Source organism: Halomonas sp. A3H3 (assembly GCF_000982975.1).
Taxonomy (GTDB): Bacteria; Pseudomonadota; Gammaproteobacteria; order Pseudomonadales; family Halomonadaceae; genus Vreelandella; species Vreelandella titanicae.
On record NZ_HG423343.1, the window covers coordinates 950,526 to 970,573 of the forward strand.

Annotated in this window: 20 protein-coding genes and 1 tRNA gene; 16 read left to right on the forward strand and 5 right to left on the reverse strand. The window is 56.8% G+C overall.

The window, feature by feature from the left end; all coding sequences use genetic code 11:
* Window positions 1-126 precede the first annotated feature (126 nt).
* The 3 genes from lhpI to HALA3H3_RS04120 all read right to left on the reverse strand — a co-directional run bounded on the left by lhpI (window position 127) and on the right by HALA3H3_RS04120 (window position 2,372).
* Window positions 127-1,062, reverse strand: coding sequence for a bifunctional Delta(1)-pyrroline-2-carboxylate/Delta(1)-piperideine-2-carboxylate reductase (gene lhpI, locus HALA3H3_RS04110; protein ID WP_022520063.1), 936 nt, complete (start codon window positions 1,060-1,062; stop codon window positions 127-129).
* A gap of 1 nt (window position 1,063) precedes the next feature.
* Window positions 1,064-1,420: a RidA family protein gene (locus HALA3H3_RS04115; RefSeq protein WP_022520064.1), complete on the reverse strand. Its 357-nt coding sequence runs from the start codon at window positions 1,418-1,420 to the stop codon at window positions 1,064-1,066.
* A gap of 184 nt (window positions 1,421-1,604) precedes the next feature.
* Window positions 1,605-2,372: a helix-turn-helix transcriptional regulator gene (locus tag HALA3H3_RS04120; protein WP_039858645.1), complete on the reverse strand. Its 768-nt coding sequence runs from the start codon at window positions 2,370-2,372 to the stop codon at window positions 1,605-1,607.
* Window positions 2,373-2,570: 198 nt separating this feature from the next.
* Here HALA3H3_RS04120 and HALA3H3_RS04125 point away from each other — a divergent pair, with 198 nt between their 5' ends.
* Window positions 2,571-3,941: a glycosyltransferase gene (locus HALA3H3_RS04125; RefSeq protein WP_022520066.1), complete on the forward strand. Its 1,371-nt coding sequence runs from the start codon at window positions 2,571-2,573 to the stop codon at window positions 3,939-3,941.
* Window positions 3,942-4,048: 107 nt separating this feature from the next.
* Here the strand turns inward: HALA3H3_RS04125 and HALA3H3_RS04130 are convergent.
* A tRNA-Leu gene (locus HALA3H3_RS04130) sits at window positions 4,049-4,135 on the reverse strand.
* Between the two features lie 114 nt (window positions 4,136-4,249).
* Between HALA3H3_RS04130 and queA the strand changes: the two genes are divergently transcribed.
* The 5 genes from queA to secF all read left to right on the forward strand — a co-directional run bounded on the left by queA (window position 4,250) and on the right by secF (window position 9,950).
* On the forward strand, window positions 4,250-5,281 hold the full coding sequence (gene queA, locus HALA3H3_RS04135; protein WP_009286722.1) for a tRNA preQ1(34) S-adenosylmethionine ribosyltransferase-isomerase QueA: 1,032 nt from the start codon (window positions 4,250-4,252) through the stop codon (window positions 5,279-5,281).
* 93 nt (window positions 5,282-5,374) lie between these two features.
* Window positions 5,375-6,496 (forward strand): tRNA guanosine(34) transglycosylase Tgt, encoded by a 1,122-nt coding sequence (gene tgt / locus HALA3H3_RS04140; protein ID WP_027957421.1) that lies wholly within the window; start codon window positions 5,375-5,377, stop codon window positions 6,494-6,496.
* Window positions 6,497-6,646: 150 nt separating this feature from the next.
* Window positions 6,647-6,973 (forward strand): preprotein translocase subunit YajC, encoded by a 327-nt coding sequence (gene yajC, locus HALA3H3_RS04145; protein WP_007111584.1) that lies wholly within the window; start codon window positions 6,647-6,649, stop codon window positions 6,971-6,973.
* 132 nt (window positions 6,974-7,105) lie between these two features.
* Window positions 7,106-8,959, forward strand: a complete 1,854-nt coding sequence (gene secD / locus HALA3H3_RS04150; RefSeq protein ID WP_053857131.1) for a protein translocase subunit SecD — start codon at window positions 7,106-7,108, stop codon at window positions 8,957-8,959.
* Between the two features lie 64 nt (window positions 8,960-9,023).
* Window positions 9,024-9,950, forward strand: a complete 927-nt coding sequence (secF, locus tag HALA3H3_RS04155) for a protein translocase subunit SecF (RefSeq protein WP_022520069.1) — start codon at window positions 9,024-9,026, stop codon at window positions 9,948-9,950.
* 130 nt (window positions 9,951-10,080) lie between these two features.
* On the opposite strand, the gene HALA3H3_RS04160 is transcribed toward secF, so the two are convergent.
* Window positions 10,081-10,875: an inositol monophosphatase family protein gene (locus HALA3H3_RS04160; RefSeq protein WP_022520070.1), complete on the reverse strand. Its 795-nt coding sequence runs from the start codon at window positions 10,873-10,875 to the stop codon at window positions 10,081-10,083.
* 179 nt (window positions 10,876-11,054) lie between these two features.
* Here HALA3H3_RS04160 and HALA3H3_RS04165 point away from each other — a divergent pair, with 179 nt between their 5' ends.
* From HALA3H3_RS04165 to ispG, 10 genes are all read left to right on the forward strand, one after another.
* Window positions 11,055-11,819, forward strand: a complete 765-nt coding sequence (locus HALA3H3_RS04165; protein WP_022520072.1) for an RNA methyltransferase — start codon at window positions 11,055-11,057, stop codon at window positions 11,817-11,819.
* Between the two features lie 168 nt (window positions 11,820-11,987).
* Window positions 11,988-12,851 (forward strand): serine O-acetyltransferase, encoded by an 864-nt coding sequence (gene cysE / locus HALA3H3_RS04170; RefSeq protein ID WP_022520073.1) that lies wholly within the window; start codon window positions 11,988-11,990, stop codon window positions 12,849-12,851.
* 78 nt (window positions 12,852-12,929) lie between these two features.
* Window positions 12,930-13,397 (forward strand): Fe-S cluster assembly transcriptional regulator IscR, encoded by a 468-nt coding sequence (gene iscR / locus HALA3H3_RS04175; RefSeq protein WP_022520074.1) that lies wholly within the window; start codon window positions 12,930-12,932, stop codon window positions 13,395-13,397.
* A gap of 52 nt (window positions 13,398-13,449) precedes the next feature.
* Window positions 13,450-14,640 (forward strand): aminotransferase class V-fold PLP-dependent enzyme, encoded by a 1,191-nt coding sequence (locus tag HALA3H3_RS04180; protein ID WP_022520075.1) that lies wholly within the window; start codon window positions 13,450-13,452, stop codon window positions 14,638-14,640.
* Window positions 14,641-14,666: 26 nt separating this feature from the next.
* The gene (locus tag HALA3H3_RS04185) at window positions 14,667-14,993 is read left to right on the forward strand and encodes a HesB/IscA family protein (RefSeq protein WP_022520076.1); all 327 of its coding nucleotides are present in this window, start codon (window positions 14,667-14,669) and stop codon (window positions 14,991-14,993) included.
* 230 nt (window positions 14,994-15,223) lie between these two features.
* A complete protein-coding gene (gene ndk / locus HALA3H3_RS04190) occupies window positions 15,224-15,649 on the forward strand; it encodes a nucleoside-diphosphate kinase (protein WP_022520077.1) in 426 nt (141 codons plus the stop codon).
* A gap of 89 nt (window positions 15,650-15,738) precedes the next feature.
* Window positions 15,739-16,923 carry a 23S rRNA (adenine(2503)-C(2))-methyltransferase RlmN gene (gene rlmN / locus HALA3H3_RS04195; protein ID WP_009288408.1) on the forward strand — a complete coding sequence of 395 codons (1,185 nt, stop codon included), beginning with the start codon at window positions 15,739-15,741 and terminating at the stop codon, window positions 16,921-16,923.
* Window positions 16,924-17,065: 142 nt separating this feature from the next.
* Complete coding sequence (pilW, locus tag HALA3H3_RS04200; protein ID WP_022520078.1) at window positions 17,066-17,800, forward strand: type IV pilus biogenesis/stability protein PilW; 735 nt, start codon at window positions 17,066-17,068, stop codon at window positions 17,798-17,800.
* A 47-nt stretch (window positions 17,801-17,847) separates the two neighbouring features.
* Window positions 17,848-18,885, forward strand: a complete 1,038-nt coding sequence (locus HALA3H3_RS04205; protein WP_022520079.1) for a RodZ domain-containing protein — start codon at window positions 17,848-17,850, stop codon at window positions 18,883-18,885.
* Window positions 18,886-18,893: 8 nt separating this feature from the next.
* Complete coding sequence (ispG, locus tag HALA3H3_RS04210) at window positions 18,894-20,009, forward strand: flavodoxin-dependent (E)-4-hydroxy-3-methylbut-2-enyl-diphosphate synthase (protein WP_039860545.1); 1,116 nt, start codon at window positions 18,894-18,896, stop codon at window positions 20,007-20,009.
* The last annotated feature ends 39 nt before the right edge of the window (window positions 20,010-20,048 follow it).

A 20,048-nucleotide genomic window follows, 5' to 3' on the forward strand; every position in this document is an offset into this window, starting at 1 on the left:
TTTGTTTATTAGTCGGTCTTCGTTATGACTGGCGTTGTCACCTGATCGGTGACGATGTGGTGATTACTATTTTTGTTGTAAAAACCATATCTGTTGAAAAAACTATGTCTCCTGAAAAAGCTATGGTTATTCGGGAAGCGACTCCCACACCTCAATAGCAGCGGCCAGGTCTTCCAGCGAAGCCCCTACCGATTTGAATAGCGTGATGGCATCCGGTGCGGAGCGCCCCGATTTAGTCCCTGCTAGCACCTCAGCAAGCTCCGCCTGAATCTGGTCGAACTGGAATTCGCCCTCTTCAATGGCTTGCAGGATGTCGCCCGCCTCGCCTTTGGCACCGGCGTAGGTATCCACAAATACCTCTGAGCGACGCAGACACAGTGCATCGGTTTCGCGCATCTGTGGTCGAAACGCGCCGATCAGATCCAGGTGAGTGCCGGGCGTTAGCCACTCACCTTTAATCAGCGGCTGATTGGAGAGCGTTACGCAGCTAATGATGTCCGCCTCTGCGACAGCATCCGCCAACTCCTTCACTACATGGGTTTCGAAGCGTTCGGCGTACTCGTCGGCAATCGCAGCCGCTTTGCTGGGGTTGCGGCCCCAGATCAGCACACGTTTGATGGGGCGTACGCTGGCGTGGGCCTCGATCACCATGGGCGCCAACTTCCCCGTACCCACCACCAGCAGCGTTTCTGCGTTTTCATTGGCCAAGGCTTGAGCGGCCAGCGCGGAGGCTGCCGCCGTGCGACGCCGGGTTAGCTCGCTGCCATCGATACAGGCCAGCGGCTGGCCGTGCTTGCCCTCGCTGAGCAAGTAGAGCCCAGAGATCGCCGGGATACCGTGGTCGGCGTTTTGCGGGAACACGTTGACCATTTTCACGCCGATGTAACCCGCCGCTTCCCAGGCGGGCATTAGCAGCATGGTGGCTTCGCCATCTGGCCGGTGCATCGCATGGTGATGGCGGGGAGGAGACTCCACGCCATTCACGAACGTCGCGTGTAGCCGCTTGATCAAGCCATCCCACGTTAGGTGGCGAGTAACCTCTTCAGCAGAAACAACCCGCATATCAGGCCTCCGGCAGCGCGGCTACCACCATGATCTCCACTTTCCACTCGGGCTTGGCGAGCTGGGCTTCAAGCGCTGCACGCACAGGCGGGCGACCGGGCACGACCCAGGCGTCCCAAGCAGCGTTCATTTGGCCAAACTCCGCCATGCTGGTAACCCAGATTTGCGCTGAGATTAGGTGCTCTTTCGAGGTGCCCGCTTGGGCTAGCAGTTGATCGATACGCGCCAGCACCTGCTCGGTTTGGCCGCGCATATCCGCTGTGGCATCAGGAGGAACCTGGCCTGCCAGGTAAACGGTGCCGTTGTGAATCGCCACTTGGCTCATACGTGCATTGCTGTCTTGATAGGTAACGCCCATGGTGCTGCTCCTTGAAAGCGGTGCTGCTGATATAAAGGGTCTTGATATAAGGGATTAGTCAAAGACTAAAGCGCTAGCAGGCAAATTACTTGCCCGAAGCTGAGGTAGATTTGCCCGCAAGTCATGCAGGCAAGAAAATTTTATCACTAACGGTTCGGCGAGGGGCTAATGGCCAGATGAGAGCCTAACGATCTGAAGAAGGGGAAAGCTCGAAATAACGCCGATAGGCGCGGGAAAAACTGCCTTGATCGCGAAAGCCAACTAGCATGGCGATATGCCCCAGGCTGAGTGTGCTATGGCGAACCAAGGTGCGGGCATGCTCTAAGCGCCTGCGCTGTACATAGGCCAGCGGCGTTACGCCAGTCAGCTCGCGAAAGCAGGAGTGAAAGTGGCCTGGGCTCAAGGCACACAAAGCAGCTAACTGCTCCACGCGGATCTCATCGGCCAGGTGCTGATCCAACCAGGCATCCAAACGCGCAAGATCCAGGCGTTCGCTAATACAGTGTTGGCCCAACTGCCCAACCGCTGTGGAAGAGGTGTCATGCAGATACATGGTCAGCGCGCGTAACAGCAGAATCGCAATTTCGTTCTGTAGCGCGGGGCACTGTTCAAGCTGATTCGCCAGGGCGTGGGTAAGCTGGTTTAACGCGGGGGGGACGCTGAAAAAACGCGGTTTATCGAACAGGCGCTCAATCTCGCTGCCTTTCTCAAGCGAAGCTAACTGGGCAACGGGTATATCCAGAACTAAGGTACGATTGCTGCCATCACCCTGGTACTCGTGATGGCGCGACGACGGAATCAGACAACCGCGGCGGGCGGTAACCCGCTCCCCCAGACCTTCCATCGAAAGCTCTGTAACACCACAGGTAGCTAGAATAAGTTGATGAAAGTCGTGGGTATGGGCCACCTGCTCTTGGGCTAAATTGCGGCTATGCAGCTCAAAATGGGCCATGGTGGGGTACCGTCTGTACATCGAATGCTATTCCAGCACTATAAAACGGCTAAGCAACAAAAAGCGAGAGTGAAGCCAACTGTGGGCTAACGCTCTTCCCGGTAAGTGCACGGTATTTATCTAAGCGCGCTGGCTGTCATCCGCCAGTCATGGACTCAAGATAGCTTATTCGTAAGCTGCCACAAGAGTCAAAACAACATGCCACAGCGCCGACGCCCCTCTCTCAACTCTCCTCTCAGTGACCAGGAAGTCGCGGCCCTCACTCAATTAGCCAACGGCAATGCCCTACATCTACAGCGTAAAGCTGAACGCGAAGCACGACTAGCGCCAACTTTAACGCTGCTTCACTCAGCGGCGTCAACGACCGAGACGCCGTTGAGCGGTATGAAGATACTGATGATTTCGGATGTCTACTTTCCCCGCGTTAATGGTGTTTCCACCTCCATCGCCAGTTTTCGCGGTGCCCTTGAGCGATTGGGGCACTCGGTCATGCTGATCTGCCCCGATTATCCTGTGGGCCAAGTAGACGAACCGGGCGTATTGCGCATCCGCTCGCGCCAGGTACCCGGCGACCCGGAGGATCGCATGATGCGCTACCGTGACTTGATCGCCCTGAAACCGCAGCTTGCCGCTGAAGCCTTTGACCTTATTCATGTCCACACCCCCTTTACCGCCCACTATGCCGGTGTAGCGCTGGGGCGTCGGCTTGGGCTTCCAGTGGTAGCGACCTACCACACCCTGTTTGAGGAGTATGTTCACCACTATATCCGTTGGCTTCCACGACGCTGGCTACGACTTGCCGCGCGTCGGCTTTCAGTGCGCCAGTGCCAGCAGCTCGACGCCTTGGTCGCTCCTTCACGAGCAATGCAGGAAGCCCTTACCCGCTACGGAGTGACCACGCCCTCCACGGTCATTCCCACCGGTTTGTCGCTGGAGTCGTTCTGCCACTCTCAGGGAGCCCAGGATGATAGCGACTTTCGTGCTCATTACGATCTACCTACAGATGCGCGCCTGCTGCTCTATGTAGGCCGCGCCGCCTTTGAGAAGAACATCGATTTTCTGATCGATATGCTGCCCAAGGTATTAGCCGAACACCCCAACACCCGGCTGATCATTACCGGCGAAGGCCCAGCCCATGACTGGCTTGTCCGGCGCGCCCAGGAAGTTGGCGTGGCAGAATCGGTGCTGTTCCTTGGCTATCTCAACCGCAGCGGCCCGCTGCAAGCCGCCTACCGCGCCGCCGACGTTTTTGTATTTGCGTCACGCACGGAAACCCAGGGGCTGGTACTGCTGGAAGCGATGGCACTAGGCACGCCAGTGGTTTCCACCGCCATGATGGGCACGCTGGATGTACTAAAAGAAGGAGAAGGCTGCCTAATCGCCGAGGATAACCACGGCAACTTCGCTACCAAAGTCAACCGTCTGCTAAGCGATGACACCCTGCGCCAACAGCTCGCCGAACGCGCCCAAACCTACGCCGCCAGCTGGCACGAAGATGCCAAAAGTGCGGAACTCGCGAGTCTTTATCATCAGATCGCGGCTGAGCGTTTGGCTAGTGAGAGAAAGTAAGCGCCGGAACCTACGTGGACACTTTGTGGACACATTCGGGCACTTAGGAGGGAAAAACTGCAAATTGCAGACATAAAAAAAGGCACCTAAGTGCCTGATTTTAAATTTGGTGCCGGTGGCCAGACTCGAACTGGCACACCCGTAAAGGCGGCGGATTTTGAATCCGCTGCGTCTACCAATTCCGCCACACCGGCAATGGCTGCGCATTATACGTAAATGTCGAGGTAGGTCAATCACATTGACTGACTTTATGCAGCCAAAGCGCTATCCTATGCCGCCTGTTTGATCAACGCTAAGAGTTATACGCCATGCAGCGCGCGGATTTTCATTACGAACTACCCGACGAATTAATTGCTCGCTACCCTTCTGAACAGCGTAGCGACTGCCGTTTGCTGTGCGTGGATGGCCAGAGCGGCGCGCTGGAACACCGCCGCTTTCCCGATTTGCTTGAGCTTCTGGAGCCCGGTGACCTGTTGGTGTTTAACGACACCCGGGTGATTCCGGCGCGCCTGCACGGCCATAAGGCCAGCGGCGGCAAAGTGGAGATGTTACTGGAGCGCCCGCTGGATGCTCACCGTGGCTTGGCGCATATTCGTTCGAGTAAGTCGCCGAAGCCCGGCACCGAGCTGATTTTCGAGGGCGATATTCACGCCATCGTAGAAGGCCGCCGTGATGCCCTGTTCGAGCTGCGCTTTTTGGGCGATACGCCGATGATTGCGCTGCTCGAAAAGCACGGCCATATGCCGCTGCCACCGTATATTACCCGCGAAGACGAACTCAGCGACCGTGAGCGTTACCAAACCGTGTATGCCCGACGTGACGGTGCAGTGGCGGCGCCGACCGCCGGGCTGCATTTTGATCAGCCGCTGCTGGACGCCCTTGCCGATAAAGGCATTAACCGTGCCTTTGTGACGCTGCATGTGGGCGCGGGCACTTTTCAGCCGGTGCGCGTCGACAACATCCTTGAACACCATATGCACAGCGAGTGGATTGAGGTCACGGAAGCTACCTGCCAGCAAGTGCGCGAGACCCTGGCAGCAGGCAAGCGGGTGGTGGCAGTGGGCACCACCAGCGTGCGCTGCCTGGAAAGCGCCTGCATGAAAAGTAGCGACGGACAGATCGCGCCTTATAGTGGCGATACCGACATTTTCATCTACCCCGGTTACCAGTGGCGCTGCGTGGATGCTTTAATTACCAATTTCCACCTACCGGAATCGACGCTGCTAATGCTGGTGTCCTCCTTCGTGGGCTATGACACCATCATGCACGCCTATCAACGGGCAGTGGCCGAGCGCTATGCGTTCTTTAGCTATGGCGACGCCATGCTGTTGACACGCTAGGTATTGCTGCTGATTGTTGACCCGCTTGCCCTGCACCCGTCGCGCCAAACGAACGAGATTAACGAGTTACTTTATATGCGAAACGAATGCTTTATGCGCTTTGAGCGCTTGGCCGACGATGGCCGTGCGCGCCGTGGCCGCCTCCACTTCCCCCGTGGCACAGTGGAGACCCCGGCGTTTATGCCAGTAGGCACCTACGGCACGGTGAAAGGCATGACGCCCGATTCCGTCAAAGAGATCGGCGCCGAAATCATCCTCGGCAACACCTTTCACCTGTGGCTGCGCCCTGGCACCGAGGTGATTGAAGCTCACGGCGACCTGCATGACTTCGCCCAGTGGGACAAACCGATTCTGACCGACTCCGGCGGTTTTCAGGTCTTCTCCCTCGGTGAGACGCGCAAGATCACCGAGCAGGGCGTGCACTTCCGCTCGCCGGTGGATGGCAGCAAAGTCTTTATGGGCCCGGAAGAGTCCATGGCGGTTCAGCGTTCGCTGGGCTCCGATGTGGTGATGATCTTTGACGAGTGCACGCCCTACCCGGCCACGTTTGACGAAGCCGAGAAATCCATGGAGCTATCGCTGCGCTGGGCCAAACGCTCGCGGGATGCCCATGGCGACTCGCCTTCCGCGCTGTTCGGCATCATTCAGGGCGGCATGCACCCTGAGCTGCGCGAACGCTCGCTCAAAGGGCTGCTGGAAATCGGCTTTGATGGTTTGGCGATTGGCGGGCTTTCCGTCGGCGAACCGAAAGAAGAGATGATCAAGGTGCTCGACTACCTGCCCACCTGGATGCCGGATGAGATGCCTCGCTACCTAATGGGCGTCGGCAAACCCGAAGACCTGGTGGAAGGCGTGCGCCGGGGTGTGGATATGTTCGATTGCGTAATGCCCACCCGCAACGCGCGTAACGGCCACCTGTTCACCTCGGAAGGCACGGTCAAAATTCGTAACGCCAAGCACCGTTTTGACACCCGCCCGCTTGATGAAGAGTGTGATTGCCATACTTGCCAGAATTTCTCACGAGGCTACTTGCACCATTTGGATCGCTGCAATGAAATGCTCGGCTCGATGCTCAACACCATCCACAACTTACGTTACTACCAGCGTGTGATGGCCGATTTGCGCGCGGCAATTGAAGCGGGTACATTGACGACCTTTGTGGAAGGCTTCTATGCGCGGCGTGGCTTGCCAGTGCCTCCGCTAAGCCAGCCCTGACGAATTAATCGCCACGCGCCTTGGCGCGTGGTTTAAACTGTTTGGCTATGTTTTAAAAACCATGTTTTCAAAACCAGGCTTTTTACAAACCAAGCTTTCAAAACCAAGCATCTAAAAACCTAAGCTTTTCTAACTCAGGAGTTCTCTGCAATGCTGGATTTCTTCATCTCACCAGCCCATGCCCAAGAAGCCGCCGCTGGCGGTGGTATTGCGCAAATCGTCATGCTGGTCGGTTTCGTGCTGATTTTTTACTTCCTGTTGTGGCGCCCGCAAGCCAAGCGCGCCAAGCAGCACAAGCAGCTGGTCACCAACCTGGACAAAGGCGATGAGATCGTTATTGGCGGCGGTTTGGTAGGTCGTATCACTAAGGTGAGCGACGAATTCCTGACCATCGAGATCTCTGAAGGCACCGAAGTTAACGTGCAGAAGAACGCCGTTGCCGCCGTACTGCCTAAAGGCACCATCAAGTCCATCTAAACCTTGTAATACCCCTGCCGAGCCAGTGCCAGCCACCCCGGCAGGGGTGACATGGTATGAATGATGGTGAACTTTGCTGTGCGCGGCGTGTCCGTGCACAGCATTCCGTTTGTAATTGAAGGCAGGGCTTGCATGCTCAACCGTTACCCCCTGTGGAAGTATCTGCTGATACTGGTCGTCCTGGTGGTTGGCCTTATCTACTCGCTTCCCAATCTATTCCCCGAAGATCCCGCCATCCAAATTAGCAGCGCCCAAGGCGACTCGCTGGATGCGCGTCAGATAGACCGTGTTGAAACCGCGCTCAGCGAACACGATATTGAGATCAAAGCCCTCGAAGAAGAGAACGGGCAGTGGCTTATTCGTTTACGCCACGATGACGATCAACTTCCTGCTCGCGACATTGCCGCTGACCTTTTAGGCGATGATGCGACGGTAGCGCTAAACCTCGCCGAAGCAACGCCAGAATGGCTACAGGCATTCTCTGCTTCCCCCATGACGCTGGGCCTTGATTTGCGCGGTGGCGTGCACTTCCTGCTCGAAGTGGATATGGACGCCGCGCTGACCCAGCGTCTGGAAGTCAACGCCAGCGCCATGCGTGAGCTGCTACGCGACGAGCGGATTCGCTATCGTAATACCGATATCGAGGAGCGCACGCTGTCGATCGATTTTGCCAGCGCCGAAGACCGCGATACGGCCCGCAGCCTGATCAGCCGTGACTTTCCTGAATTTGAATACAGCAGTGAAGGCGATGGCCGCGCTTCAACGCTGGTAATGACGCTTAGCGATCAATCGGTAAACGAAATTCAGGATTACGCGATCAACCAGAACTTGACCACCCTACGCAACCGGGTCAATGAGCTGGGCGTGGCTGAGCCTATGGTGCAGCGCCAAGGCCCCAACCAGATCGTGGTGGAGCTGCCGGGCATCCAGGACACCGTGGCGGCCAAGCGTATTGTCGGCGCAACGGCGAACCTTGAGTTCCGCCTGGAAGCGCGCAACGATACGCCGGATAACGAAACGGAAACCCTCACCTTCCGAAATGAGCCTTCGCGCTCTGCCGAGCTAATGCGCGACGTGATCATTACCGGCGATAGTGTCTCCAGTGCCAGCAACAGCTTTGATGAGAATGGTCGCCCGCAGGTCAATATTGATCTGGACGGCACCGGCGGTACGCTAATGAACCGTGCCACACGCACCAATATCGGCCGCAATATGGCGGTGCTGTTCATCGAGCATAAGAGTGAAGACACCGTGGTGGTCGACCCGGAAACGGGCGAAGAGACCATTGAGCGCGAGCCTTACGTTGAGCGCGGCCTGATCAGTTTGGCCACTATTCAAAGTGCGCTTGGCAACAGCTTCCGGATCACCGGTTTGGATTCGCCGACAGAAGCCGCTGAGCTGGCGTTGCTGCTGCGTTCGGGCTCCCTTGCGGCTCCCATCTACTTCGTCCAAGAACGCACCATTGGGCCAAGCCTGGGCGCTGAAAACATTGAGCGGGGCCTGCTCTCGGTACAGATTGGCTTGCTGCTGGTCGTGCTGTTTATGCTGGTGCGCTATAAGGTGTTTGGCGTGTTTGCCAATATCGCCCTGGCGCTGAACTTAACACTGCTGGTCGCGGTGATGTCGATGCTGGGCGCCACGCTGACGCTGCCAGGTATTGCCGGTATCGTACTGACACTGGGCATGGCGGTAGATGCCAACGTGCTGATTTTCGAGCGAATACGTGAAGAGCTGCGTAACGGCATGTCAGTTCAGCAAGCGATCCAAGCCGGCTATGAGCGCGCCTTCACCTCCATCGTTGACGCTAACATCACCACGCTGCTGGTGGCCGTTATCCTGTTCTCGATTGGCTCCGGCCCGGTGAAAGGGTTCGCCGTCACGCTCTCTATCGGCATTTTGACGTCGCTGTTCACCGCTCTGATGGTGACTCGCGCCATGGTCAACTTGGCCTATGGCAGCAAACCCGTCAAAAAGCTGTGGATTTAAAGAGCATGGATTTGAAAAGCATGAATTTAAACCACGTGCTTAGCCCAGAACTGAAGAGGTGGTAATGAAACCCCTATCACACCTGCGAATCGACTTTATGGGACGGCGCAACATCGCGTTTGCCGTCTCCGCTGTGTTACTGATCGTGTCGATTGGCGCCATCCTGTTCCAGCAGCTCAACCTAGGGCTGGACTTTACTGGCGGTACGCTGATTGAGGTGCGCTACGGCGCTGCGCCCTCCCTGGACGCTATTCGTGTGCTGCTCGAAGAGAGCGGCTTTCAAGATGTCTCGGTGCAAACCTTTGGGGCATCAACCGAAGTCTTGATTCGTCTCCAGCAGGCGTTTGACGCTGATGTAGGCGGCGAGGTAGTAAACCTGCTACGCGCGAGTGGTAATAGCGTTGACCTTGTTCGCTCTGAGTTTGTTGGTTCCCAGGTAGGTGACCAACTGCGTGACCAGAGTGGCTTGGGTCTGCTGGTAGCGCTCGGCGTGGTCATGCTCTATGTGGCCTTCCGCTTTCAGTACAAGTTTGCGATTGGCGCACTGCTGGCACTGCTGCACGATGTGATTATCGTAGTGGGCGTGTTCGCTCTGTTTCAGCTCGATTTCGACCTTACCGTATTGGCAGCCATCCTGGCAGTTATCGGCTACTCGTTGAACGATACCATCGTGGTTTATGATCGCGTCCGCGAAGCCATCCGCACTTCGCGTATCGACGATATGCCGCAGATCTTCAACGAAGCGATTAACGCCACGCTCTCGCGCACCTTGGCAACTTCGGGCACCACCATTCTGGTACTGCTCGCTCTGCTGCTATTGGGCGGGGATATGATTGAGAATTTCGCCATTGCGCTGCTGGTCGGCATCGTTGTGGGTACGTTCTCGTCTATCTATATTGCTGCGGCGCTACTGCTACCACTGAAGCTGTCGCGGGAAGATTTGATTCCCACCAAGAAAGAGTTCGACGAAGAAGAGGAAGAGTTGCCTTAACGGCGCATCTCTATACTCCTCTTATTTAGCCTACAAAAAAGCCCCTGCTGGGAATTCAGCAGGGGCTTTTTTTTGTCTTTAAAAACGGTCGTCTTTAAAGCTTTTATCTTTAAAAGCTTAGCATTGCTACTTAAAAGTGCGGCGTGAGCTGCTTGATCAGCGCTTTATAGAGACGCGGCCCGGCTGCCATTAGCTGCCCTTCCACTTTCACCGTGGGCTGGCCGTCCGGCGTACCCATCAAGGCGCCCGCCTCCTTCAGGAACAGCGTGCCTACCAGCATATCCTGCTCTTCCAGGCCGAGCACGAATGCGCTATCCACTCGCCCGGTGGCCAACTCGCACAAATCCAGCAGCCCACAGCCGGTGGCCAGCAGGTTTTCTACCTGTGGGGCAAGCTGCTGTGAAACGGTTAAATAAGCAGGTAAATTGCGCGGGCGAAGCCAAACTTCCGGCAGGCTCATGGCCATACGCGTGCCGCTAATGGCGGTAGGCTTGCTAACGCGCATGCGCTTGTCGTTGTGCTGGGCGCCGCGGCCGCGGCTGGCGATATATTCATCGTCGGCGAACGGACAGATAATCACCGCGTGTTCGGGACGACCTTTGATAAGACACGCCACTGAGAGTGCAAAGCCCTTGCCGGCAACGGCTAAATTAGAGTAGCCGTGCATCGGTTCAATTTTCCAGACGATATCCGCGCCTTCGCCTTCACCCGCGCGGTGCGGGGTAAAGCGGCCGGTAACACCGTGCTGGGGATAACCGCGCTCCAACTGCTGAACAATCGTCGCTTCTGCCTTGCGCGCCGTCTCGTCGAGTAGGCGGTCAAGGTTAAATTCATCGTGCGCGTTTTCAATACGTTCGCGTACGCGTAGGAAGTGCTCAACAGCGCCGCGTGCAGCACGCAGCGTAAATTGGACCATCGGATTCATGATCGGGCCTTGTGACAGTGATGTTAAAGAACGTGATGCTAATCATAGAGCATAAGTAGGCGCAGGTGCCGCCTTTGGCGCGCAATTCTAGCAGACCACTCTCGGGCATACCACCGACTCATGCTAGACTGCGCGCTTTACGCGATAATAATCACCCTCTTTATTCACCGAGCCTTATCATGCTTGAGCGCATTCGCATTGTTCTTATCGGCACCAGCCATCCCGGCAATATCGGCGGCGTGGCACGCGCCATGCACAATATGGGCCTGGCAGATTTAGCCCTCGTTGCCCCCCGCTGTGAAGTGATTACCCAGGACAGCATTTCCCGTGCCTCCGGCGCTGACCACCTCCTTCATCAAGCCAGTGTGCATGCCTCACTGGAAGAGGCGGTAGCTGATTGCACTCTGGCCGTGGGCGCCAGTGCGCGCTCACGCACTCTGCCCTGGCCGATGCTCTCACCGCGGGAGTTAGCTGACCGGCTGCCCGCCGAGTGCCAGGCTGCTGAGTCTCGCGTGGCGCTGGTATTCGGGCGCGAGGACAGCGGCCTTACCAATGCTGAATTACAGCGCTGCCACGCACATGTGCATATTCCTACCAATGCCGACTTTAGCTCACTCAATTTGGCCGCAGCGGTTCAGGTGCTTGCCTATGAGTGTCGCATGGCGTGGCTAAGCCAATCAGATGGCCAAGCGGATGCACCTCCAACTGTGCCAAATGATGACGATGATCTGGCCACCCACGCCGAGCTAGAGCGCTACTTTGAGCACTTAGAGCGCACGCTGATTGGTATTGACTTCCACGACCCTGATCAGCCACGACAGCTAATGGCGAGACTGCGCCGCTTGTACCTGCGCGCTCGCCCAGAACGCATGGAAATGAATATTTTGCGTGGAATTCTGTCGGCTACCGAAAAGGCTGCGAACACCAAGCCACCCAAGCCGTAATTTATTAGGCAGGAAACGCTAAACTTGAAGTTGATGCTGCGTGCCCCAACTTCGCTATTCTGCTAACGTGATTTCTCTATTGATATTCCAAGAACCGGCGATATTTCAAAAATCCGTTCTAATAGTTCAATAGCTAGACGCCGCCTTTATAACGCCAAGGAACACCTCATGTTTCAACGTCTACGTGAAGACATCAACAGCGTATTTGACCGCGACCCGGCCGCACGTAACTTTCTTGAGGTGCTGACCAACTACCCTGGCCTGCACGCCCTACTGCTACATCGCTGCGGCCACTGGCTGTGGAAAAAAAACCTCAAGTGGCTGGCACGGACACTATCGACGTTTTCACGCTGGCTCACCGGCATTGAAATTCACCCTGGCGCCACGATTGGTCGGCGGTTTTTTATTGATCACGGCATGGGTGTGGTGATTGGCGAAACGGCGCTGGTGGGCGATAACGTAACGCTCTATCAAGGTGTCACCCTGGGCGGCACCAGCTGGAACAAAGGCAAGCGCCATCCCACCTTGGGGGATGGCGTGATTGTCGGTGCGGGCGCCAAAATACTGGGGCCCTTTACGGTCGGCGCTGGAGCGAAAATTGGCTCTAATGCCGTGGTCACCAAAGAAGTACCGCCGGGCGCCACGGTGGTAGGTATTCCCGGTAAAATCGTTAAACGCGCCGACCCCGATGTGGAAGAAGCACTGGATGTCGACCCCGCCCGACGCGAAGCCATCTGCCAAAAATTTGGCTTTGATGCCTACGGCGTCAGTCAGGACATGCCCGACCCCGTAGCCCGTTCGATGCAGGCAATGCTCGACCATATGCACGCCGTGGATGAGCGCATTGAGCGCATGTGCTCTACCCTGCGTAAGCTAGATGACAACTACCGTGACGGCCAGTTACCGGCGCTGCGCGATGAAGATTTTGCCGACATTCTGGACGAGAACGATACCGGCTGCCCCGGCGTTGGCAAGCACTCGGCCACTCCACCATCAGCCGAGCAAGAAACGCTGCCGCCGCGTAATGGTTGACCAAAGCACTCAGGTTTTCCCATAATGGCAGCACATTTGCCGTTAGTGCGCTGAGCTTTCAGCGTCGAGGGGCTTGCCATGCGCTTGACCACTAAAGGCCGTTACGCCGTTACCGCCATGCTCGATTTAGCCTTGCATGCCCACAACGGCCCGACCAGCCTAAGCGATATCTCCCAGCGTCAAGAGATATCGCTCTCCTATTTAGAGCAGCTTTTTGCTCGCCTGCGCCGTGCAGGCTTGGTCAACAGCGTGCGCGGCCCAGGCGGCGGCTATCTGCTTTCGCAGCCTGCGGACGCGATTAGCGTTTCAAAGGTGATTGACGCAGTAAATGAAAGCGTTGATGCCACCCGTTGCCAGGGGCTCTCTGACTGCCAACAGGGTGACACCTGCTTGACCCACCATTTGTGGTGCGAGCTCTCCGTGCAGATACGCCATTTTCTTGACGATATGACCCTGGCACAACTGATGCTGCGTCCTGATGTCATACGTATTGCGTCGCGACAGAAACAGCGTGCCGAGGCAGGCATTCTCGCCTCTTCACCCTGACCCCACGACACAAACCCGATTACCTTGATCGATCAACCGCTGGAACGTAACGATGACCACACCCACGCTGCCCATTTACCTGGATTACGCCGCCACCGCGCCGGCGGATGCTCGCGTGGTTGAGGTTATGCAACGCTACCTGACGGTTGACCAGCTATTTGCCAACCCGGCTTCGCGCAGCCATATGCTGGGCTGGCAGGCAGAGCAGGTGATTGAGCAGGCGCGCCGCCAGGTGGCCGATGCCATTGGCGCCGACCCGAGAGAGATCGTCTGGACCAGCGGCGCCACCGAAGCTGACAACCTAGCGCTGATTGGTTTTATGCGCGCCAACCGCGAGCGTGGCCTACACTTGGTGACCTCGACGATTGAGCATAAAGCCATCGTTGACACTGCCCATGCGCTGGAGAAAGAGGGCTTTGAGATTACCTGGCTAACGCCGGGCCAGGATGGCCGTATTGACCCCGAACAGCTGCGCGCAGCGATGCGCGATGACACCGCGCTGGTTTCATTGATGGCGGTTAACAACGAACTGGGCAGTATCAACGATATCTCGGCTCTAGCGGCCGTTGCCCATGAGTTTGGCGCGGCGTTTCATACGGATGCTGCCCAGGCGGTGGGGCGTATTCCCTTAGACGTAGTGGCTCAGCAGATCGACCTGATGTCGCTGTCCGGCCATAAAACTTACGGCCCTAAAGGCGTCGGGGCGCTTTATGTGAAGCGCCACCCGGACATCCGCGTTGAGGCGCTGATACATGGCGGCGGTCATGAGCGCGGTATGCGCTCTGGCACCCTGCCGACACACCAAATTGCTGGCATGGGTGAAGCCTTTGCACTGATGCAGCAGCAGTACGACGAAGACAACGTCCATATTATGGGCTTGCAGCAGCGCTTTCTGCGTGGCCTGGAGGGGCTTGACGGTGTGTTCTCGAACACGCCGCTGAATGACACTGAAAAGCGAGCAGTACCCAACATTCTCAATCTGGCATTCGAAGGTGTCGACGGCGAGTCACTGCTGATGGCGTTGCGCGATGTAGCGGTCTCCACCGGATCGGCGTGCAACTCGGCCAGCGTCGACCCGTCCTATGTGCTGCTCGGCATCGGCACACCACGCTCGCTGGCGCTCTCATCGCTGCGTTTTAGCTTCGGGCGCTTTACCACCGAAGCCGACATTGATCATGCGCTAACGCTCATACGCCATGCGGTGAGCGGTTTACGTACACCGCCCCGTCAAGCGGCTGACTAGCTGACTATTTTTAAGGAGGACGCCTCATGGCAACACTCAATATTACCCCGGCTGCCGCACAACAGATTCGTCACGTGCTCGACGAGCGCGGCCAAGGCCTCGGCCTGCGCGTCTCGGTCAAGCCAAGCGGTTGCTCTGGCTATAGCTACGTGCTCGATTTTGCCGACACCGTCAGTGACGAAGAAGTCCATTTTGAAGCCCACGGTGCCAGCGTCTATGTCGCTCCCGATGCGGTAGAGATGCTTAACGGTAGCGAAGTGGATTACGTCAGCGAAGGGCTGAACCGCTTTTTCCGCTTCAACAACCCTAACGTCAAAGATGAGTGTGGCTGCGGTGAGAGCTTTACCGTCTAAGCATTGCTTGGTCAGCTTCATCGCCGGTATTCATACCCCGGCTTAAGCGCTATAATCACGCCCCTGGATACACAAGCGCAGGCAGCCGGGTTACGCCCGCATGCTTTTTTGACACATTAGCGTTTAAAAACGCTAGCTGCCGAAGCGCTATTAACTGAATCATTTTCTGGGCCGCCCTGGCCTTCTAGGGCGGCACTTTTTGCTTAAGCCTTTTTAAGGAGACCATTTACATGGCTACTGAACGCACTCTTTCTATTATCAAGCCTGATGCCGTTGCCAAGAATGCTATCGGTGACATCATTGCTCGCTTCGAAAAAGCGGGTCTAAAAGTCGTCGCAGCCAAAATGGTTCATCTCTCTGAAGAGAAGGCTGGCGGCTTCTACGCAGAACACAAAGAGCGTCCGTTCTTTAAAGACCTGGTTGGCTTCATGACCTCTGGGCCGGTGGTTGTACAAGTGCTTGAAGGTGAAGGCGCCATCGCTAAAAACCGTGACCTGATGGGTGCGACCAACCCGAAAGAAGCGGCACCCGGCACTATTCGCGCCGATTTTGCGGAAACAATTGACGCCAATGCTGTCCATGGTTCTGATTCTCCGGAAAGCGCTGAGCGCGAAATTAGCTACTTCTTTGGCAACGACGAAATCTGCCCGCGCTAAGCCTTTAAGGTAGCGCCGCCGAATCAACTTTCGTTGCCGGCCATTTTGCGGGGGCTAGTCCCCCGCCCCTTTCTATAACGCTGACCGCCATGACCACCACTGTAGCCCAACACACGCCCGCCCCACATACTGACGCCGCCAGCAAGCCTGCTGCAAAAGCGACGCCTGAGCGTCAAAACCTGCTTGGCATGTCCCGCGAGCAGATGGAAGCCTTCTTTTTGTCGATCGGCGAAAAGAAGTTCCGTGCCGCGCAGCTAATGAAGTGGATTCACCAGGAAGGCAGCGATGACTTTGCTGCCATGACGAACCTTTCCAAAGCACTGCGTGAAAAACTGGCCCGGCTGGCAGAAATTCGTGGCCCAGGGGTGATTTATGAGGGTACTTCCAGCGACGGCACCCGTAAGTGGGTGCTGGAAGTGGAAGACGGCAGCTATGTAGAAACGGTACTGATCCCGGCGGAGAACGGTAAGCGCCGCACGCTATGCGTTTCCTCCCAGGTCGGCTGCTCGCTGGACTGCAGCTTCTGCTCCACCGGCAAGCAGGGGTTTCAGCGCAACTTAACCGCTGCTGAAATTATCGGCCAGGTATGGGTCGCTCAGCGCAGCGTTGGCCCGCGGCGTGATACGGCGAACCGTCCGGTGACCAACGTAGTGATGATGGGCATGGGCGAACCATTGCTCAACTTCGACAACGTTGTGCCTGCCATGAAGCTGATGCTCGACGACAACGGCTATGGCCTGTCTAAGCGCCGCGTGACGCTGTCGACCTCTGGCGTGGTGCCGATGATCGACAAGCTCGGCGATGAAATGGACGTTAGCTTGGCGATTTCGCTGCATGCGTCTACGGACGAGTTGCGCAATGAGCTGGTGCCCATCAACCGTAAGTACAATATTCGCGCGTTGCTGGATGCTTGCCACCGCTACCTTTCCAAATGCCCGGACAATCGTCAGGTCACCATTGAGTACACGCTGATCAAGGACGTCAACGATCAGCAGGAACACGCCGAGCAGCTTGCTGCATTGCTTAAAGAGCTGCCGTGTAAGATCAACCTGATCCCGTTTAACCCGTTCCCAAACTCTGGGTACGAAAAACCGTCGCGTAATCAGGTTATGCGCTTCCAGCAGTGGTTGTATGATTTAGGCTACAACGCCACGGTTAGAACAACCCGAGGTGAAGATATTGATGCTGCCTGTGGCCAGCTCGTTGGTCGCGTGAAAGACCGCACCAAACGCAGCGCGCGCTATATCCAGTCAGTACAGCTCGACGCGGACTAGGGGGTGGAGTGTCGAAAACCGGGCTTATCTTGACTTCCGCTTGGCACGGCGCTTTGATGGTCACGGTTTTTATTTAGATTAGCACTGCTGTTTGTATGTATTGCCTTACTCGCTGTTGGACGTTCACCACAAGAGGATTTACATGATCGCTCACCGCAGGCGCCAACACCCATCGCGGGTGCCCATGCTCACCGTGCTTATCGGTAGCTTGTGGCTAGCCGGCTGTGCCTCGTCCAACAACCTTTCACCACAAGCTACCCCCGCGGCGGCAGAAGCCTATACCCAGCTTGGCGTCGCCTATTTAGAGCGCGATAATCTTCCCCGCGCTCTCAACGCACTGGATCGGGCACTTGAAATTGCCCCACACCATGCAGAAGCGCTGCAAGCACTGGCACTGGTTTATCAACGCCAGGGCGAAAGTGCACTTGCCAACGACTATTTTCAACAGGCGGTGAATGCCGAGCCTGACTTCACCCGCGCCCGCAACAACTATGCGGCGTTCTTGTTCAGTCAGGGCCAGTTAAACGCCGCCTGTGAGCAGTTAGAAACCGCATCACAGGATGCCCAGTACGCCAACCGTGCCCAGCTATTTACTAATTTAGGGCAGTGTTATCTGGCGCTGGAAGAATTTGATAAGGCGCGCGCTCGATTGGAGCGCGCGCAAAGTATTGATCCGCGTAATTCACGCGGCTATTTAATGTTAGCTGAACTCGAATATTCGCAGGGCAATTACTCTCAGGCCTGGGCACCGCTGCAAACCTATTTACAGCTCGCCGAGCCCAACCAAGCAGCGCTAAGAATGGCGGTTGATATCGCTCATTCACGCGGCGAGCATAGCGTCGCCGCCGAATACCAGCGCCTGCTTGGCAACGACTGACTGATTGACGCCCTGATCACCGCTTATTTAATGAAGGATGCTCAGCCATGAGCGATACACAGTCACAAGAAAACGTCATTGATAGTCCTAACACTAGCGCCTCTCCTGGCGAACTTCTTGCTCGCCAGCGCGAGCAGCTTGGTATTCCGCTCGCCGATGCGGCCCGGGCGCTCAACCTGCGCCCCGCCGTGGTGGGAGGGCTTGAGCAGGATGACTACCAAGAGATCCCTGTCGCCGCTTATCGACGCGGCTACCTGCGCTCTTACGCTAAATACCTGGGCATGGATGACCGGCTGGTGCTTGAAGCTTATCAAGCCCGCAGCGGCGGTAGCGACACCGAACGCCAAGTTACCCCGGTCTCCACGGCGAGGCCACCCTCCCGTATTGGCGCCTGGCTGTTCAAGTTGGTGACTTTGCTGGTAATTGTGGGTCTTATCGCGGTGACCGTGATGTGGTGGCAAAGCCGGGGTGGCAATGAGCCGCCGGGCTTTGGCTCAACCTCCCCGGAAGAGACCGCTACCGCCCCGGCAGAGCCGACCAGTGAACCCGCTGAAACAGCAGAGAGTACGGATTCAAGCTTCACCAGTGGCGATGAAAGCGCGACGCTGCCCAGTAATGCCACCAACGTCACGCCTTCACCGACGGCTGCGCAAGAACAAGCGCCCAGCGATCAAGCTGATGTTGACGCAGTGACTGGCCTCGACGAATCCGCACTGGATAGCACCACCGATACGGCCAGCACCGCCGACGATAGCAATGAGCCTAGCAGGCCTGAGCAAAGCAGTATTGAAGAGAGCGATACTGATAGCGAACAAAACGCTGCCGCCGAGCAAACCGCCAATGCCAACGTCCTCGAACTGACGTTTAACGAGCAGTCGTGGACGGAAATTTTTGATGCCACCAACCAGCGCGTCTTCGTGGGCCTACAAACGCCCGGCACCTCGACAACCGTCGAGGGTGAGCCTCCGTTTCGCTTAACCGTAGGTAATGCCACCGGCGTTGAGCTGCGCTACCAAGGCGAGGAAGTTGATCTTCCCGCCCGCGCAGGCGCCAACAATGTTGCCCGATTCACCTTGGGAGAGTGACCCGTCTTATGCACGCCCCTTCTCCGATAAAACGCCGCCATTCCCGCCAGATTCAGGTTGGAAACGTCGCGGTGGGCGGTGATGCCCCCATTGCCGTTCAAAGCATGACCAATACCAACACGCTGGATGTCGCCGCGACCGTGGCCCAGATCCAGCAGTTGGAAAAAGCCGGTGCGGATATCGTACGCGTTTCAGTACCTGATATGGACGCCGCCGAAACCTTTGGTCAGATCAAAAAACTCGTCAATGTACCGCTCGTTGCCGATATCCATTTTGATTACAAAATTGCCCTACGCGTCGCCGAACTCGGCGTCGACTGCCTGCGCATCAACCCAGGTAACATCGGCCGTGAAGACCGCGTACGCGCGGTGGTTAGCGCGGCCCGCGATCATGGCATTCCGATCCGGATTGGCGTCAACGCAGGGTCGTTGGAAAAAGATCTGCAGAAGAAATATGGCGAACCCACGCCAGCAGCGCTGGTGGAGTCTGCCATGCGCCATATTGACTACCTGGATCGCCTGGACTTCCCCGACTTCAAAGTCAGCGTCAAAGCCTCGGATGTATTTATGGCCGTGGCCGCCTATCGCGACCTTGCCGCACGCATCGAGCAGCCGCTGCACTTAGGGATTACCGAAGCGGGAGGTCTGCGCTCGGGCACGGTCAAGTCATCGATTGGTCTGGGTATGCTACTGATGGACGGAATCGGCGACACGATCCGCGTCTCGCTGGCAGCAGACCCGGTGGAAGAGATCAAGGTCGGCTTTGATATGCTCCGCAGCCTCAAGCTGCGCTCGAAGGGCATCAACTTTATTGCCTGCCCCAGCTGTTCGCGCCAGAACTTCGACGTCATTGACACCATGAACCAGCTCGAAGAGCGGCTGGAAGACGTAATGACACCGCTCAACGTCTCGGTGATCGGCTGCGTGGTCAATGGCCCCGGCGAAGCCAAAGAGACCGATATCGGCCTGACCGGCGGCAGCCCCGCCAACCTGGTGTATATCGACGGCAAGCCCGCCAGCAAGCTGCGCAACGACCACTTGGTAGATGATCTCGAGCAGCTGATTCGCGAAAAAGTGCGCGAAAAACAGCAGCAGCAAGACGATATGATTGCCCGCAGCGTTTAGCTGGGGCTGGCTGCCAGCCTGGGTGAGCCACGCCTGATG

What these genes read in the sequence shown, in the direction of transcription:
- HALA3H3_RS04115 (WP_022520064.1), bottom strand. Translation starts at nt 1,420, where the DNA reads ATGGGCGTTACCTATCAAGACAGCAATGCACGTATGAGCCAAGTGGCG.
- HALA3H3_RS04120 (WP_039858645.1), bottom strand. Translation starts at nt 2,372, where the DNA reads ATGGCCCATTTTGAGCTGCATAGCCGCAATTTAGCCCAAGAGCAGGTG.
- ispG (WP_039860545.1), top strand. Translation starts at nt 18,894, where the DNA reads ATGCACGCCCCTTCTCCGATAAAACGCCGCCATTCCCGCCAGATTCAG.
- pilW (WP_022520078.1), top strand. Translation starts at nt 17,066, where the DNA reads ATGATCGCTCACCGCAGGCGCCAACACCCATCGCGGGTGCCCATGCTC.
- iscR (WP_022520074.1), top strand. Translation starts at nt 12,930, where the DNA reads ATGCGCTTGACCACTAAAGGCCGTTACGCCGTTACCGCCATGCTCGAT.
- cysE (WP_022520073.1), top strand. Translation starts at nt 11,988, where the DNA reads ATGTTTCAACGTCTACGTGAAGACATCAACAGCGTATTTGACCGCGAC.
- tgt (WP_027957421.1), top strand. Translation starts at nt 5,375, where the DNA reads ATGCGCTTTGAGCGCTTGGCCGACGATGGCCGTGCGCGCCGTGGCCGC.
- HALA3H3_RS04160 (WP_022520070.1), bottom strand. Translation starts at nt 10,875, where the DNA reads ATGAATCCGATGGTCCAATTTACGCTGCGTGCTGCACGCGGCGCTGTT.
- HALA3H3_RS04205 (WP_022520079.1), top strand. Translation starts at nt 17,848, where the DNA reads ATGAGCGATACACAGTCACAAGAAAACGTCATTGATAGTCCTAACACT.
- yajC (WP_007111584.1), top strand. Translation starts at nt 6,647, where the DNA reads ATGCTGGATTTCTTCATCTCACCAGCCCATGCCCAAGAAGCCGCCGCT.
- HALA3H3_RS04165 (WP_022520072.1), top strand. Translation starts at nt 11,055, where the DNA reads ATGCTTGAGCGCATTCGCATTGTTCTTATCGGCACCAGCCATCCCGGC.
- HALA3H3_RS04180 (WP_022520075.1), top strand. Translation starts at nt 13,450, where the DNA reads ATGACCACACCCACGCTGCCCATTTACCTGGATTACGCCGCCACCGCG.
- lhpI (WP_022520063.1), bottom strand. Translation starts at nt 1,062, where the DNA reads ATGCGGGTTGTTTCTGCTGAAGAGGTTACTCGCCACCTAACGTGGGAT.
- secF (WP_022520069.1), top strand. Translation starts at nt 9,024, where the DNA reads ATGAAACCCCTATCACACCTGCGAATCGACTTTATGGGACGGCGCAAC.
- queA (WP_009286722.1), top strand. Translation starts at nt 4,250, where the DNA reads ATGCAGCGCGCGGATTTTCATTACGAACTACCCGACGAATTAATTGCT.
- ndk (WP_022520077.1), top strand. Translation starts at nt 15,224, where the DNA reads ATGGCTACTGAACGCACTCTTTCTATTATCAAGCCTGATGCCGTTGCC.
- secD (WP_053857131.1), top strand. Translation starts at nt 7,106, where the DNA reads ATGCTCAACCGTTACCCCCTGTGGAAGTATCTGCTGATACTGGTCGTC.
- HALA3H3_RS04125 (WP_022520066.1), top strand. Translation starts at nt 2,571, where the DNA reads ATGCCACAGCGCCGACGCCCCTCTCTCAACTCTCCTCTCAGTGACCAG.
- rlmN (WP_009288408.1), top strand. Translation starts at nt 15,739, where the DNA reads ATGACCACCACTGTAGCCCAACACACGCCCGCCCCACATACTGACGCC.
- HALA3H3_RS04185 (WP_022520076.1), top strand. Translation starts at nt 14,667, where the DNA reads ATGGCAACACTCAATATTACCCCGGCTGCCGCACAACAGATTCGTCAC.